The organism is Microbacterium foliorum, from assembly GCF_006385575.1.
GTDB classification, from domain to species: Bacteria; Actinomycetota; Actinomycetes; order Actinomycetales; family Microbacteriaceae; genus Microbacterium; species Microbacterium foliorum_B.
Genome location: NZ_CP041040.1, coordinates 791,801 through 805,259, shown reverse-complemented (window position 1 = coordinate 805,259; position 13,459 = coordinate 791,801). Strand labels below are relative to the sequence as shown.

Annotated in this window: 14 protein-coding genes; 8 read left to right on the top strand and 6 right to left on the bottom strand. The window is 68.0% G+C overall.

Annotated elements, in window-relative coordinates:
- Nucleotides 1-66: 66 nt before the first annotated feature.
- Nucleotides 67-1,080 (top strand): NAD(P)/FAD-dependent oxidoreductase, encoded by a 1,014-nt coding sequence (locus tag FIV50_RS03915; protein WP_140036289.1) that lies wholly within the window; start codon nucleotides 67-69, stop codon nucleotides 1,078-1,080.
- A 5-nt stretch (nucleotides 1,081-1,085) separates the two neighbouring features.
- On the top strand, nucleotides 1,086-1,745 hold the full coding sequence (locus FIV50_RS03910; RefSeq protein WP_140036288.1) for an SAM-dependent methyltransferase: 660 nt from the start codon (nucleotides 1,086-1,088) through the stop codon (nucleotides 1,743-1,745).
- A gap of 72 nt (nucleotides 1,746-1,817) precedes the next feature.
- On the opposite strand, the gene FIV50_RS03905 is transcribed toward FIV50_RS03910, so the two are convergent.
- Together FIV50_RS03905 and FIV50_RS03900 are read right to left on the bottom strand one after the other, a co-directional pair.
- Nucleotides 1,818-2,447 carry a histidine phosphatase family protein gene (locus FIV50_RS03905; protein WP_140036287.1) on the bottom strand — a complete coding sequence of 210 codons (630 nt, stop codon included), beginning with the start codon at nucleotides 2,445-2,447 and terminating at the stop codon, nucleotides 1,818-1,820.
- A 1-nt stretch (nucleotide 2,448) separates the two neighbouring features.
- Nucleotides 2,449-2,823, bottom strand: a complete 375-nt coding sequence (locus FIV50_RS03900) for a DUF5684 domain-containing protein (protein WP_140036286.1) — start codon at nucleotides 2,821-2,823, stop codon at nucleotides 2,449-2,451.
- 129 nt (nucleotides 2,824-2,952) lie between these two features.
- Between FIV50_RS03900 and aspS the strand changes: the two genes are divergently transcribed.
- Nucleotides 2,953-4,734 (top strand): aspartate--tRNA ligase, encoded by a 1,782-nt coding sequence (gene aspS / locus FIV50_RS03895; RefSeq protein ID WP_140036285.1) that lies wholly within the window; start codon nucleotides 2,953-2,955, stop codon nucleotides 4,732-4,734.
- A gap of 341 nt (nucleotides 4,735-5,075) precedes the next feature.
- On the opposite strand, the gene FIV50_RS03890 is transcribed toward aspS, so the two are convergent.
- Nucleotides 5,076-5,903: a sulfite exporter TauE/SafE family protein gene (locus FIV50_RS03890; RefSeq protein ID WP_140036284.1), complete on the bottom strand. Its 828-nt coding sequence runs from the start codon at nucleotides 5,901-5,903 to the stop codon at nucleotides 5,076-5,078.
- Between the two features lie 180 nt (nucleotides 5,904-6,083).
- Here FIV50_RS03890 and FIV50_RS03885 point away from each other — a divergent pair, with 180 nt between their 5' ends.
- Genes FIV50_RS03885 through FIV50_RS03870 form a run of 4 tightly spaced genes read left to right on the top strand, consistent with a single transcriptional unit; the run spans nucleotide 6,084 to nucleotide 10,034 of the window.
- Complete coding sequence (locus tag FIV50_RS03885; protein WP_140036283.1) at nucleotides 6,084-7,223, top strand: ABC transporter substrate-binding protein; 1,140 nt, start codon at nucleotides 6,084-6,086, stop codon at nucleotides 7,221-7,223.
- A complete protein-coding gene (locus FIV50_RS03880) occupies nucleotides 7,220-8,167 on the top strand; it encodes an ABC transporter permease (protein ID WP_258184403.1) in 948 nt (315 codons plus the stop codon). Before FIV50_RS03885 ends, FIV50_RS03880 begins: the two co-directional genes overlap by 4 nt.
- Nucleotides 8,164-8,958 carry an ABC transporter permease gene (locus FIV50_RS03875; protein ID WP_140036281.1) on the top strand — a complete coding sequence of 265 codons (795 nt, stop codon included), beginning with the start codon at nucleotides 8,164-8,166 and terminating at the stop codon, nucleotides 8,956-8,958. The genes FIV50_RS03880 and FIV50_RS03875 overlap by 4 nt, the downstream gene beginning before the upstream one ends.
- Complete coding sequence (locus tag FIV50_RS03870) at nucleotides 8,955-10,034, top strand: ABC transporter ATP-binding protein (protein ID WP_140036280.1); 1,080 nt, start codon at nucleotides 8,955-8,957, stop codon at nucleotides 10,032-10,034. The genes FIV50_RS03875 and FIV50_RS03870 overlap by 4 nt, the downstream gene beginning before the upstream one ends.
- Before the next feature lie 81 nt (nucleotides 10,035-10,115).
- On the opposite strand, the gene FIV50_RS03865 is transcribed toward FIV50_RS03870, so the two are convergent.
- The 3 genes from FIV50_RS03865 to FIV50_RS03855 are packed head-to-tail and all read right to left on the bottom strand — an operon-like array spanning nucleotide 10,116 to nucleotide 12,515.
- Nucleotides 10,116-10,871 carry an amino acid ABC transporter ATP-binding protein gene (locus FIV50_RS03865; RefSeq protein ID WP_140036279.1) on the bottom strand — a complete coding sequence of 252 codons (756 nt, stop codon included), beginning with the start codon at nucleotides 10,869-10,871 and terminating at the stop codon, nucleotides 10,116-10,118.
- A complete protein-coding gene (locus FIV50_RS03860) occupies nucleotides 10,868-11,665 on the bottom strand; it encodes an amino acid ABC transporter permease (RefSeq protein WP_140036278.1) in 798 nt (265 codons plus the stop codon). Before FIV50_RS03860 ends, FIV50_RS03865 begins: the two co-directional genes overlap by 4 nt.
- A gap of 34 nt (nucleotides 11,666-11,699) precedes the next feature.
- Complete coding sequence (locus FIV50_RS03855) at nucleotides 11,700-12,515, bottom strand: transporter substrate-binding domain-containing protein (RefSeq protein ID WP_140036277.1); 816 nt, start codon at nucleotides 12,513-12,515, stop codon at nucleotides 11,700-11,702.
- Between the two features lie 235 nt (nucleotides 12,516-12,750).
- Between FIV50_RS03855 and FIV50_RS03850 the strand changes: the two genes are divergently transcribed.
- Nucleotides 12,751-13,458, top strand: coding sequence for a histone H1 (locus FIV50_RS03850; RefSeq protein WP_140036276.1), 708 nt, complete (start codon nucleotides 12,751-12,753; stop codon nucleotides 13,456-13,458).
- Nucleotide 13,459: the final 1 nt, after the last annotated feature.

Genomic DNA, 13,459 nt, shown 5'->3' with positions numbered 1-13,459 from the left:
GATCTCCTTCTTGCTGTTTCAGCATCGATTGTTGCTGATCCGATCAGGCTAGCGGACTCTGGGACCATGACAAGCGATTCCCCGACCACCTCAGCAACCGGCACCGAACCCAGCACCCCGACCCCGCTTCAGTCGGGCGACCGATGGGACGTCATCATCATCGGAGGAGGTGCCGCCGGCCTGAGTGCAGCACTGATCCTCGCGCGTGCACGCCGCCGGGTGCTGGTCCTCGACGGTGGCCAGCCCCGCAATCGTTTCGCGCCGCACATGCACGGCGTGCTGAGTCGCGACGGATACTCTCCGATCGATCTCGTGAACGACGGGTACCGCGAGGTGCGGGCCGCCGACGGAGTCATCCGCCGCACACACGTCGTCGAGACCCGTGCGGTCGACGGCGCTTTCGAGATCGTCACCGAATCCGGCGCGGTCGAGAGCGCTCGTCGCCTCATCGTGGCGACCGGCTCTCGCGACGTGCTCCCCGACATCCCGGGTCTCGCCGAGCAGTGGGGGCGCGGGGTCGTCGCCTGCCCGTACTGCGACGGCTACGAGGCGACCGGCCGCGCGATAGGCGTCCTCCTCGGGTCTGCGGGCGGAGTGCACAAGGTGCACATGATCCTCCCCTACTCCCCCGACGTCACCGTCTTCACCGCTCTCGCCGGCCCTCTGTCCGCTGACGACCGTCGCCTGCTCGAGCACCGGGGCGTGCGACTCGAAGATCGAGCCGTCTCGCGGGTGACCGTCGACGGGGACCGTCTCACCGGACTCGCCCTGGAGGACGGCACCGTCGTGCCGCTCGACGTGGTGTTCGCCGAGCCCGCACTCGTGCCCCTCGACGACCCCCTGCGCCAGCTGGGCGCCGACCGCGTCGACTCACCGATGGGGCAGTGGACCGAGGTCGATGCCTTCGGCCGCACGAGCGTCGCGGGAGTGTGGGCCGTCGGCAACTCCGCCAATCCGGGGGCACTGGTGCCGATCGCAATGGGATCCGGTGCCACTGCGGCACTGACCGTCAACGGTGAGCTCATCGCCGAAGAGGTCGCCGCCGCCGCCGCGACGCTGGCTGAAGCCCGGAAAGCATGACGGCGATGCCACACGAACCAGCGGGCACTGACGTCGACGCGTCCGAGTTCTGGGAGAACCGCTATCGCACCGGCCGCGGTGAGGACGGACGCATGTGGAGCGGTCGAGTCAATGCGACCGTCGAGGCTCAGGTGGCCGGACTGACGCCGGGCAGCGCACTCGAGCTCGGGTGCGGCGAGGGCGCCGACGCGCTCTGGCTCGCGGGACACGGGTGGACGGTCACGGCCGTCGATCTCTCCGCCGCTGCTCTCGAGGTCGCCGCGCTTCACGCGACGCGCGAGGGGCTCGCCGACCGCGTGACCTGGCAGCAGGCCGACCTCGCCACGTGGCATCCGACGCAGGAGTACGACCTCGTGACGTCGGCGTTCCTGCACTCCCCCTTCGAGTTCCCCCGCGAGGCCATCCTGCGTCGGGCGGCTTCGGCGGTGGCACCCGGCGGCCGATTGCTGGTCGTCGGCCATGCGGCATCCCCTCCGGGTTCCGGCCATGACCACGATCCGGACGCTCCGCCGCTCCCCACTCCCGCCGAGGTCGTCGCATCCCTCGACCTCAGCGCCGACTGGGTCATCGAGTCGAACACCACCGTCGAGCGTGCCGTCACCTGGCGCGGTCACGACGTCACTCTGGTCGACGCGGTCGTGCGGGTGCGCCGCCCGATGCACTGATACGGCCCCGGGCGCCGAAGTCACTCACGGCGCCCTGAGCGCGGCTGCGCGACGCGGCAAACGACCCGAGGGTCAGACCGCCCCGACGTCGACCGCACCGCCTGTGGCTGCGGGTTCGGCGTACGCGACCTCTCGCCACACGTCGCCGACGAGTTCGAAAGAGGTGACGCTCGACAGTGCGCAGCGCCGGGTGCGGGGATCGTGCTGCAGCGGCAGACCCGCGACCCGCAGGTGGGTGATCCAGATCGGCGCCTGGTGCGACACCATCACGAGGTCACCGCCGTCGACCGATCGCCAGGCCTCGCCCATCATGCCCAGCATCCGCTCGGCGATCGACGCGTAGGGCTCGCCCCAGCTCGGCAGCGACGGCTGACGCAGGTGCCACCAGTTGAGTGGGTTCATCAGCGAACGGCGCATCTGCGTGCCCTCGAACACGTTGGTCGGCTCGATGATGCGGATGTCGATCTCGGGCACCAGGTCGAACCGCGTCGCGAAAGGCTCGGCCGACTCCTGCGCACGCTCCAGAGGCGAGGAGTACAGCGCTACCACCGGTCTGTCGAGCGAGGCGACATGATCGGCGGCCGCCTGGGCCATCTCCCGCCCCGCCTTGCTCAGGTGGTAGTCGGGCAGCCGGCCGTAGAGCACGCGCTTCGGATTGTGCACCTCACCGTGTCGGACGAGGTGCAGTCGAGACGCCACCATGTCAGACCGCGCGGTAGCGGGACTCGCCGAAGCCGATGACCAGATACCCGATGTAGGGGAAGACGAAGAGCAGGAAGAACGAGAAGAGCCCGCCCTTGCCGAACCGCTCGCCGAGCTTGATCGCGACGATGATCCCGAAGATGAAACCGACGATGGGGATCAGATAGAGCAGCGCGAGCCAGCCGGACATCCCGGCGATCTTGACGAGGAAGACGACGTTCACGATGGGGATGATCGCGAGGATGCCGGGGTAGCCGGCCTTCGTGAACACCTTCCACAGGCCGATGACGACGAGGACGTAGAAGACGAGGGCGATCAGGCCCGTCGTGCCGGAGAAGATCGATGCGTAGAGATCCGAGATGCCGTTGGAGTCCATGATGACCCTTTCGCTGGTCGAGCGGCTGTCGTGGCGATCCTACTGACCGATATGCCACCGGCGGAGGAGGCGACACCGCCCCCGTAGAATGGGCGGGTTCATCATTTCCCAGATCAGGAGGAATCCTCCGTGCTTCGCACCCACTCGGCAGGCTCACTGCGAGCCGAGCAAATCGGTCAGACCGTCACCCTCTCGGGTTGGGTCGATCGCCGTCGTGATCACGGAGGAGTCGCGTTCATCGATCTTCGGGATGCATCGGGCATCGCCCAGGTCGTCATCCGCGACGAAGAGGTGGCGCACCCGCTGCGCAACGAGTTCGTCCTCAAGGTCACCGGCGAGGTCTCGCGTCGCCCCGACGGCAACGCGAACCCGAACCTGCCGACCGGCGAGATCGAGCTGATCGCGACCGACGTCGAGGTGCTGAACGAGTCCGCTCCGCTGCCGTTCCAGGTGTCGACGGCCGTCGCCGACACCGAGACGGTCGGCGAGGAGGCGCGCCTCAAGTACCGCTATCTCGACCTTCGTCGCCCCGCGGCGGCATCCGCTCTGCGTCTGCGCTCGAACGTCTACAAGGCCGTCCGCGACGTGCTGCACGGCGAGGACTTCACCGAGGTCGAGACGCCGACGCTCACCCGCTCGACTCCGGAGGGTGCTCGCGACTTCGTCGTGCCTGCGCGCCTGCACCCCGGCAGCTGGTACGCCCTGCCGCAGTCGCCGCAGCTGTTCAAGCAGCTGCTCATGGTCGGCGGCGTCGAGAAGTACTACCAGATCGCTCGCTGCTACCGCGATGAGGACTTCCGGGCGGACCGTCAGCCGGAGTTCACGCAGCTCGACATCGAGATGAGCTTCGTAGACCAGGAAGACGTCATCACGCTGATGGAGACGCTCATCCAAGCGATGTGGAAGACGATCGGCGTCGAGGTGCAGACCCCGCTGCCGCGCCTGACCTATGCCGACGCCATGGCGAAGTACGGCTCCGACAAGCCCGACCTGCGCTTCGGACTCGAGCTCGTCGAAGCGACCGAGTACTTCGCGAACACCCCGTTCCGGGTCTTCCAGGCCGAGTACGTCGGTGCCGTCGTCATGCCCGGCGGCGCGAGCCAGCCGCGCAAGCAGCTCGACGCCTGGCAGGACTGGGCCAAGCAGCGCGGCGCCCGCGGCCTCGCGTACGTGCTCTTCAACGAGGACGGCTCGCTCGGCGGCCCCGCTGCCAAGAACCTCTCCGAGGCCGAACAGGCCGGGCTCGCAGAGTTCGTCGGAGCCTCCGCCGGCGACTGCGTGTTCTTCGCCGCCGGATCGACCAAGGAGAGCCGCGCTCTTCTCGGCGCCGCCCGTGTCGAGATCGGCCGCCGTCTCGGCTACCTGAACCCCGACGAGTTCGCGTTCACGTGGGTCGTCGACGCCCCGATGTTCGAGCCGGCCGCGGATGCCGTGGCATCCGGTGACGTCGCCGTCGGCGCCGGAGCGTGGACCGCCGTGCACCACGCGTTCACGGGGCCCAAGCCCGAGTTCCAGGACACGTTCGACACCGACCCCGGTTCGGCTCTCGCCTACGCCTACGACATCGTGTGCAACGGCTCGGAGCTCGGCGGCGGATCGATCCGCATCCACCGCGAAGACGTGCAGAAGCGCGTGTTCGAGGTCATGGGCATCAGCGACCAGGTCGCGCAGGAGCAGTTCGGATTCCTCCTCGACGCGTTCAAGTTCGGCGCACCGCCGCACGGTGGAATCGCGCTCGGCATGGACCGCGTGCTGCAGCACCTGGCGAAGACCGAGTCGATCCGCGACGTCATCGCGTTCCCGAAGTCGGGCAACGGCTTCGACCCGCTGACTGCTGCTCCGGCTCCGATCACGCCCGAGCAGCGTGCCGAGGCCGGCGTCGACTTCGAGCCCGAGGACGACGAGGCCTGACCCTCGCACAAAGAGGCCCTCTCCCGCTCACGCAGGAGGGGGCCTCTTCGCATGCTCAGCGCAGCGGGGGGCTTGGCCGCGGCCCTGGTCGTGGGCGTGGGGTGGGCGCGGCCGCGGGCCTGGCAAGTCACAGTGCGCCTCAGAAGTCCGAATCCCCTCGAACCGGCCTTACCAAGCGCAATCGGACTCACGACGCGTACGCGCGGACGGACGGATGCTCAGCGCCGCCGCGGCCGCACGCCACACAAGTCACAGTGCGCCCCAGAAGTCCGAATCCCCTCGAACCGGCCTTACCAAGAGCAATCGGACTCACGACGCGCACGCGCGGGACGGACGGATGCTCAGCGCAGGGCGGCGAGCGCGGGCGCGATGTTCTCGTTCCACACGTCGACGCCGAGCTTGGCGATCAGGGCGACCACCACGACGAGGAACACGACGCGGATGAAGGTCGTGCCGCGTGAGATCGCCATGCGCGAGCCGAGATAGCTGCCGGCGACATTCGCCACCGCGAGGATCCCGCCCAGCAGCCACAGCACGGCACCGTGTGGGATGAAGAGGAGCAGCGCGCCGGTGTTCGTGGCGAGGTTCACGATCTTCGCCTTCGCACTCGCCTGCAGGAAGTCGTACCCCAGCAGTGCGACGAGCGAGATCACCAGGAAGGTCCCGGTTCCCGGTCCGATCAGCCCGTCGTAGAACCCGATCACGAGTCCGGCGAGCCCTGCCATGATGTGGTGCTTGTGGCCGCTGAACCGCAGGCGCGTCGCCGCGCCCATCTGTGGGCGGAACGCCGTGAAGAGGGCGACGGCGAGCAGCGCGACGACGATGATCGGCTTGAATGCCGCGGCCGGCAGGATCGTCGCGACGGCTGCCCCGCCGAACGATCCGGCCAGGGCGATCACGGCCATCGGCAGCGCCGTGCGAATGTCGGGCTTCGCTCGACGGTAGTACGTGACGCTGCTCGTGGCCGTGCCGAACACGGAGGCGAGCTTGTTGGTGGCGAGGGCCTGGATCGGCGAGATCCCGGGGATCAGCAGCAGCGCAGGCAGCTGCAGCAACCCGCCGCCACCCACGACCGCGTCGATCCACCCAGCGGCGAACGCCGCGATGACGATGAGGATCAGCGTGCCCCAGGTGAGCTGCTCGAGCCCGAGCACACTGCCGATGTCCATCCGTCCAGGATGTCAGACCGCACGTCACCCCGACGACCGGCGTCAAGCCGAGCGTGGGCGACCCGCCACGACCCGGACACCTCGCGTTCACCGAGGCCGCGATGATCGGCAACCCGCGGCTCATAGTGTCCTCTCGCAACCCGAATCCGGCGCGCAACGCCGGGCACCGAGAGGACCCTGATGACAAACTTCCACCGCCGCGCGCGCATCGGCGCCGGCATCGCCCTGTTCACCACCGCAGCGCTCGGCCTGACCGCCTGCGCGACGGGCGCTGAGGCCCCGGCCGCCGGCAGCGACGAGGTCGACGCCGCAGCAGCCACCTCGGTCGAGGACTTCGGCTCCTTCGCCGAGCTCGAAGAGGCCGCCAAGGCCGAGGGCCAGCTCAACGTCATCGCCCTTCCGCGCGACTGGGCCAACTACGGCGAGATCCTCGACCTCTTCGCCGAGAAGTACCCCGAGATCACGATCAACGAGGCATCACCCGACGTCTCGAGCGCGGAAGAGATCCAGGCCGCGAAGACGAACGAGGGCCTCGACACCGCACCCGACGTGTTCGACCTCGGCCTCACGGTCGCCCTGCAGAACACCGATGTGTTCGCCCCGTACCAGGTGCAGACGTGGGACGACATCCCCGACGCGCTCAAGGAGCCGACCGGACTCTTCGTCGGCGACTACGGCGGATACATGTCGATCGGTTACGACTCCTCGAAGTTCGACGCTCCCGAATCGCTCGACGACCTGAAGGATGCCGCGTACAAGGGCGCCGTCGCCATCAACGGCGACCCGACGCAGGCCGGTGCGGCCTTCGCCGCCGTGGGCCTCGCCACCGTGCAGTCCGACGGCACGCTCGATGACTTCCAGCCGGGCATCGACTTCTTCTCCGACCTGCAGAAGGCCGGCAACCTGCTCAAGGTCGACGTCACCACCGCGACCGTCGCGAGCGGCGAGACCCCCGTCGTCTTCGACTGGGACTACCTGAACGCCTCGCACAAGGCTGACAACGAGAACTGGGAGGTCGTCGTCTTCGACGGCACCGGTTACGCCGGCTACTACAACCAGGCGATCAACAAGGATGCCCCGAACCCGGCGGCCGCACGCCTGTGGCAGGAGTTCCTCTACAGCGACGAGGTGCAGAACCTGTGGCTCAAGGGCGGCGCTCGTCCGGCTCGCATGGAGGCCATGACCGAGGCCGGCACGATCGACGCCGACCTGGCCGCGGCGCTTCCCGAGGTCCCGAGCGAGACGGTCGTCCCGACCGAGGAGCAGTCGACGAACGCCGGCACGCTGCTCGGCGAGAAGTGGGCAGCGGCGGTCCAGTGACCACTGCCACCACGACGGGGGCGGATGCCACGGCATCCGCCCCCGTCCCCCTCACTCCGGCCGGCGCCGGGCCCGTCAGCTCGGGGCCCCGGCGCTCGGCGCCGTCAGCGGCCTGGCTCGGTCTCGTGCCCTTCGCCGCCTACGTGCTGCTCTTCCTCGCCGTGCCGACGATCCTCGCGATCGGCTCGGGCTTCTTCACGAAGGACGGCTCGTTCACGTGGGCGAACGTCTCGGCCCTCGGCGACCCCGTCGTGCTCGCCACGTTCGCGAACTCGGCCGGGCTGTCGCTGCTGACCGCCGTCGTCGGCGCGATCGTGGGCGCACTGGTCTGCTATGCCCTCCTCGGAATGAACCCCGACGGGGCCGTCCGCTCAACGGTGGATGCCGCGGCCGGCGTGCTCGCGCAGTTCGGTGGCGTGATGCTCGCGTTCGCCTTCATCGCCACGATCGGCATCCAGGGCGTGCTCAAGCTGTTCCTGCAGGACACCTTCGGCTTCGACATCTTCGAGAACGGCACCTGGCTCTACGAGCTGCCCGGCCTGATCCTGCCGTACATCTACTTCCAGATCCCTCTCATGGTGATCACGTTCATGCCCGCCCTCGCCGCGCTGAAGCCGCAGTGGGCCGAGGCGAACCTCACGCTCGGCGGCACCAGCTCGAGTTTCTGGCTGCGCATCGGCATCCCGGTGCTGGCCCCCTCGTTTCTCGCGAGCCTGCTGCTGCTGTTCGCGAACGCGTTCTCGTCGTACGCCACGGCCGCGGCCCTCGCGAGCCAGGGCGCGCAGATCGTCCCGCTGCAGATCCGCGCAGCGCTCACCAGCGAGACCGTGCTCGGCCGTGAGAACCTGGCCGGCGCACTCGCGCTGGGCATGATCGTGATCGTCGGAGTCGTCATGGCCCTGTACTCGCTCATCCAACGACGGGCCGCGAGGTGGCAGTCATGAACCGTCTCGGCCCTTCTCTCGCGACCCGCTGGATCATCGGTATCGTCGTCGGCGCGTTCTTCGCCATCCCGCTGGTCTCGACCTTCCTCTATACGCTGCGCCAGACCGACGGGACCCTCGGCCTCGAGCGGTGGGCCGCCCTGTTCGACCCCGAGAAGTCGGCAGCGATCAAGCCCATCTGGATGGGCCTCGGCAACTCGCTGATCCTGGCCGTGGTGACGCTCGCGATCGTGCTCCTCCTGCTCGCGCCGACGATGATCCTGGTCAACCTGCGCTTCGCGAAGCTCAAGCCGGTGTTCGAGTTCGCGGTGCTGCTGCCGATCTCGATTCCCGCGATCGTGCTCGTCGTCGGTCTCGCGCCGATCTACCTGCAGATCGGCCGTTCGCTCGGCACCGGCACCTGGACGCTGGCCTTCGCCTACGGCATCACCGTGCTGCCCTTCGCGTACCGGTCGATCCAGGCGTCCATCGATGCGGCCGACCTGCGCACCCTCGCTGAGGCCGCGCGCTCACTCGGCGCGAGCTGGCCGACGGTGGTGCTGAAGGTGCTCGCCCCAAACCTCCGCCAGGGTCTGCTCGCGGCCTCATTGATCTCGATCGCCGTCGTGCTCGGCGAGTTCACGATCGCGTCGCTCCTCAACCGCCAGGTGTTCCAGACGGCCATGGTCGTCGTCCAGAAGCAGGACCCGTACGCACCGGCCATCTTCACCCTGCTGGCGCTGCTGTTCGTCTTCCTCCTGCTCCTCCTCATCGGCCGCGTCGCGCGCGGCAACGGAAAGGCCCGCTCATGACCCTCCCCCAGACCGCCGACAACATGCTCCTCGCCGAGGCCGGCGAGGGCACGCGTGTGCAGCTGCAGAGCATCGTGAAGAGCTACTCGGGCAACACGGTGCTGCACGGAGTCGACCTCGACATCGCGCCGGGTGAGTTCGTCTCTCTGCTCGGCCCCTCCGGCTGCGGCAAGACCACTCTGCTGCGGGTGCTCGCCGGGCTCGAGGGTCTCGACAGCGGAGCCGTGCTGCTCGACGGCGGAGACGTCTCGCGGGTTCCGACCAACAAGCGCGACATCGGCATGGTCTTCCAGTCCTATTCGCTGTTCCCGCACCTGCGCGTGGCGGAGAACACCGCGTTCGGGCTGCGGCGCCGCGGGGTGGGCAAGGCCGAGGCAGCCAAGCGGGCTCTCGACGCCCTGGCTTTGGTGGGGCTCGCCGACTTCGCCGACCGCTTCCCGCATCAGCTCTCGGGCGGTCAGCAGCAGCGAGTGGCGCTCGCCCGCGCTCTGGTCACCGAGCCGAAGGTGCTGCTGCTCGACGAGCCGCTCTCAGCCCTCGACGCCAAGGTGCGCGTGCAGCTGCGTGACGAGATCCGTCGCATCCAGCTTCGCCTCGGCATCACCACCGTGTTCGTCACGCACGATCAGGAGGAGGCCCTGGCCGTCTCAGACCGGATCGCCGTGATGAACGCAGGCACCGTCGAGCAGATCGGCACTCCCGAGCAGCTCTACACGACACCCTCGACGGCGGGTGTCGCCGCGTTCGTCGGTCTCTCGAGCGTCGTGTCGGGCGTCGCCGAGGGCGACCACGTCGTGGTGTGGGGCCAGAAGCTCCCCCTGCAGTCACCGGCCGACGGCCCCGTCGACGTCTACCTGCGCCCGGAGAACGTGCACTTCGCGTCCGAGGCGGATGCCGCGACCGACGCCCTCGTGCAGGAGAGCACGTTCCTGGGCAGCATGCGCCGCACCCTCGTGCGCACGGAGTCGGGTGAGTTGGTGCGCCTCCAGCATGCTCCCGGCATCCACCCGGCCTTCGGAGATCGGGTGCGCATCGCGGTCGCGCCCGAGCCTGTGACCGTGCATCCGCGCGGCTGACTCGCCGCCGACGCGCATACAGAGACCCCCTCCTGCTGGATCAGCGGGAGGGGGTCTCTGTCTGCGCGGGTGATCCGAGGATCAGAGCACTCGCGCCAGGAAGTCCTGCGTACGCGGATGCTGCGGGTTGGCGAGCACCTCGCGGGGGTCGCCCTCTTCGACGATGTATCCGCCGTCCATGAAGATCAGTCGCGACCCGACCTCGCGGGCGAAGCCCATCTCGTGCGTGACGACCAGCATGGTCATCCCCTCATCGGCGAGCGAGCGCATGACCTGCAGCACCTCGCCGACGAGCTCGGGGTCGAGCGCCGAGGTCGGCTCGTCGAACAGCATCATGTCGGGGTTCATGCACAGCGCACGCGCGATCGCGACGCGCTGCTGCTGACCGCCCGACAGGTGCCCGGGAAAGGCGTCTGCCTTCTCGGAGAGTCCGACGCGACCGAGCATCTCTTTCGCGACTCTCTCGGCCTCGGCCTTCGACCTCTTCTTCACGCGCTGCTGCGCGATCATGAGGTTGCCCATCACATCGAGGTGCGGGAACAGGTTGAAGCTCTGGAACACCATTCCGATGCGCGTGCGCACCCGGTCGATGTCGACATCGGGGTCGGTGATGTCGATGCCCTCGATGAGCACCTTGCCGCCGGTGGGCTCTTCGAGCAGGTTCACCGAGCGCAGCAGGGTCGACTTGCCGGAGCCCGACGGGCCGATGATGCACACCACCTCGCCCTTCGTGACGGTGAGGTCGATGCCTTTGAGCACCTCGTTGTCGCCGAAGCTCTTCACGAGCCCCTGCAGGTCGATCGCCGGCGCGTGGACGTCAATCAGATCGGTGATCATCGCTGCCTCGACATCCTTCGTTCCAGGTACGCGCTGAAGCGCGTGAGGGGGATCGTCACGATCAGGTAGAGGGCCGCCGCCATGATCAGCGGCGTTCCGTTCGCGTTCTGCGTGCTCGCGTCACGCGCGAAGTTCGTGAGCTCCTTCGACCAGATGAAGGATCCCGCGACGAAGAGCAGCGAGGTGTCCTTCAGCAGGAGCACGAACTCGTTGGTCAGCGGCGGGATGATGATGCGGAAGCCCTGCGGCACGACGATCCAGAAGGTCGTCTTCATGGGCGACATGCCGAGGGAGCGCGCGGCTTCGGTCTGCCCCTTCGGAACCGCCTGGATACCCGCGCGGATCGTCTCGGCCATGTAGGCCGACGCCACCAGGATCAGACCGATCAGTCCGAGCACGACCGGGCCACCGAGCTTGGTCCCAGGCACGCCGAGTCCGATCGGCAGGATGAAGGCGATGGCGAAGATCGTGAGGATCGCGGGAAGCCCGCGGAACAGCTCGATCCATGCCGTCGCGATCCAGCGGAAGGGCCCGATGCTCGACAGCTTCATGAGCGCCAGCAGGATGCCGAGCAGCAGACCTCCCGCGAACGCGACCGCCGTGAACCACAGTGTGTTCACGAGCGCCGTCGTGATGATGCCCGGGAGCATCTTGGCGGCGATCTCCGGGTTGAAGTAGAGCTGCGCGATCCTCGCCCAGTCGGTGCTGACGATCAGCCAGACGACGACCGCGATCAGGATCGCATAGACGGTGTACCGATACAGCTTGCTCTTCGTGGTGCGCCTCAACGCCATTGTCAAGGTCTCCCTGTCCTACGTCGCTCGCCGATTACTTCGCGGTGAAGTAGGTGTCGTAGATCGTCTGGTAGTCGCCGCTGTCGCGGAGATCCTGCAGCGCACCGTCGACCGCCTCGCGCAGCGCATCCTTCTCGCCCTTCGCGTAGGCGAAGCCGTAGGACTCGCCGGTCTCGTACTCCTCGACGATCTTGTAGGCGCTGTCAGCCTTCTCGTGCTCGAGGTTCACCGGCTGGTCCTGCAGGATCGCGTCGATCTGGCCGGCCTGCATCGCGGGCCACAGCTCGCCGTCGGAGGGGTACTGCACGAGCTGGGCGCCCTCGGCGTTCTCGGTCGCGTACGCCTCGCCGGTGGTGCCCTGCTGCACGCCGACATTCTTGCCGGAGAGGTCGTCGATCGACTCGATGCCCGAGTCGGTGCGCACCAGCAGCGACTGCAGCGACTCGTAGTACGGCTCGGAGAAGTCGATGTTGGCCTTGCGCTCGTCAGTGATCGTCATCGCCGAGGCGCCGACGTCGCACTGGCCGGCCGCGAGCGTCGTGCCCGACTGCAGCGCGTCGAATCCGACGTCCTGCACCGCGAGCTTGAGGTCGAGCTCCTTGGCGATCGCGTCGAGCAGGTCGATGTCGAAGCCGGTGTAGCCGGTGCCGTTGTCGCCGCCCTCGAACTCGAACGGAGCGTAGGGGATGTCGGAGCAGACAGTCAGGGTGCCCGCCTCGATGAGGCCGTACTCGTCACCGGCCGCGGGCTCGCCCGAGCCTGCGTCTCCACTGCCCGTCGCACAGCCGGCGAGGGCGAGAGTGGCGGTCGCGGCGAGCGCGATCCCGGCGATGATGTTGCGACGGCGCATGTCAGCTCCTGAACGACGAGGGTGTGGTTGCCCACGGAGGGGTAGGAGAACATCTAAACATGCACCGCCCGGCCCGACCGGTCGCCAGCCGCCTTCAGCGGATCACATTTGTGTTGCAAGTGTGACGGGATATGACATGGCGCACCGCCGACGCGGCACCGATTGTTCACCTTGCCTGAGTATCCTCTCTGCCAACACCCGGCGGACGCGCTCGGGTCGCACAGGAGGATCGATCATGGCCAAGAAGACCCCCGCCCACCGGAACGCCGAGGCAGCACTCGATGCCGCCAAGGATGCCGCGAAGGACGCCAAGAAGCTGATCAAGACCCTTCCGAAGAAGGCGGCGAAGAAGCTCAAGCCTCTCGTCGAGGACGCGAAGGACGCGGCGAGCGCATCGAAGAAGAAGATCGCCGACCGTCCGAAGAAGGTCGCGAAGGCGGCCACCGCCGCCACCGAGCGCCTCCACGAGGCCGCCGCGCGTCTGCAGGCTCCGAACAAGGCCGACAAGAAGGCCGAGGCGAAGAAGGCCGACAAGAAGTCCGACACGAAGAAGTCCGAGGCGAAGAAGCCAGGCGCGAAGAAGTCCGAGGCGAAGGAGTCGGGCGCGAAGAAGTCCGCCACCAAGCCGTCCACCGAGGCCCCATCGGCGTCGAAGAAGGCTACGACCACGCCCGACGGTTCCACGTCTCCCGCCGCGAAGACCACCGAGCCGGCGGCGCCCGCGGTCGCACCGAAGGCACCGACGACGCCTGCCGCCCCTGCTGCGAAGAAGGCGACGACCACGAAGAGGGCGACGCCGAAGAAGACCGCACCGGCGGAAGCCTCTGCGTCCGAGCTGAGCGATCTCACTGTCGTCGAGCTCCGGGCCCGTGCCCGCGCCGAGGGCCGCACCGGATACTCGCGGCTGTCGAAGGCCGCACTGCTCGACCTCCTTGCGAACTGAC

Bases quoted from the DNA above. Each gene is read 5' to 3' on its own strand.
- FIV50_RS03915 (WP_140036289.1), top strand. From the start codon at position 67: ATGACAAGCGATTCCCCGACCACCTCAGCAACCGGCACCGAACCCAGC.
- FIV50_RS03890 (WP_140036284.1), bottom strand. From the start codon at position 5,903: ATGGACATCGGCAGTGTGCTCGGGCTCGAGCAGCTCACCTGGGGCACG.
- FIV50_RS03875 (WP_140036281.1), top strand. From the start codon at position 8,164: ATGAACCGTCTCGGCCCTTCTCTCGCGACCCGCTGGATCATCGGTATC.
- FIV50_RS03850 (WP_140036276.1), top strand. From the start codon at position 12,751: ATGGCCAAGAAGACCCCCGCCCACCGGAACGCCGAGGCAGCACTCGAT.
- FIV50_RS03870 (WP_140036280.1), top strand. From the start codon at position 8,955: ATGACCCTCCCCCAGACCGCCGACAACATGCTCCTCGCCGAGGCCGGC.
- FIV50_RS03860 (WP_140036278.1), bottom strand. From the start codon at position 11,665: ATGGCGTTGAGGCGCACCACGAAGAGCAAGCTGTATCGGTACACCGTC.
- FIV50_RS03885 (WP_140036283.1), top strand. From the start codon at position 6,084: ATGACAAACTTCCACCGCCGCGCGCGCATCGGCGCCGGCATCGCCCTG.
- FIV50_RS03900 (WP_140036286.1), bottom strand. From the start codon at position 2,823: ATGGACTCCAACGGCATCTCGGATCTCTACGCATCGATCTTCTCCGGC.
- FIV50_RS03905 (WP_140036287.1), bottom strand. From the start codon at position 2,447: ATGGTGGCGTCTCGACTGCACCTCGTCCGACACGGTGAGGTGCACAAT.
- FIV50_RS03855 (WP_140036277.1), bottom strand. From the start codon at position 12,515: ATGCGCCGTCGCAACATCATCGCCGGGATCGCGCTCGCCGCGACCGCC.
- FIV50_RS03910 (WP_140036288.1), top strand. From the start codon at position 1,086: ATGCCACACGAACCAGCGGGCACTGACGTCGACGCGTCCGAGTTCTGG.
- FIV50_RS03865 (WP_140036279.1), bottom strand. From the start codon at position 10,871: ATGATCACCGATCTGATTGACGTCCACGCGCCGGCGATCGACCTGCAG.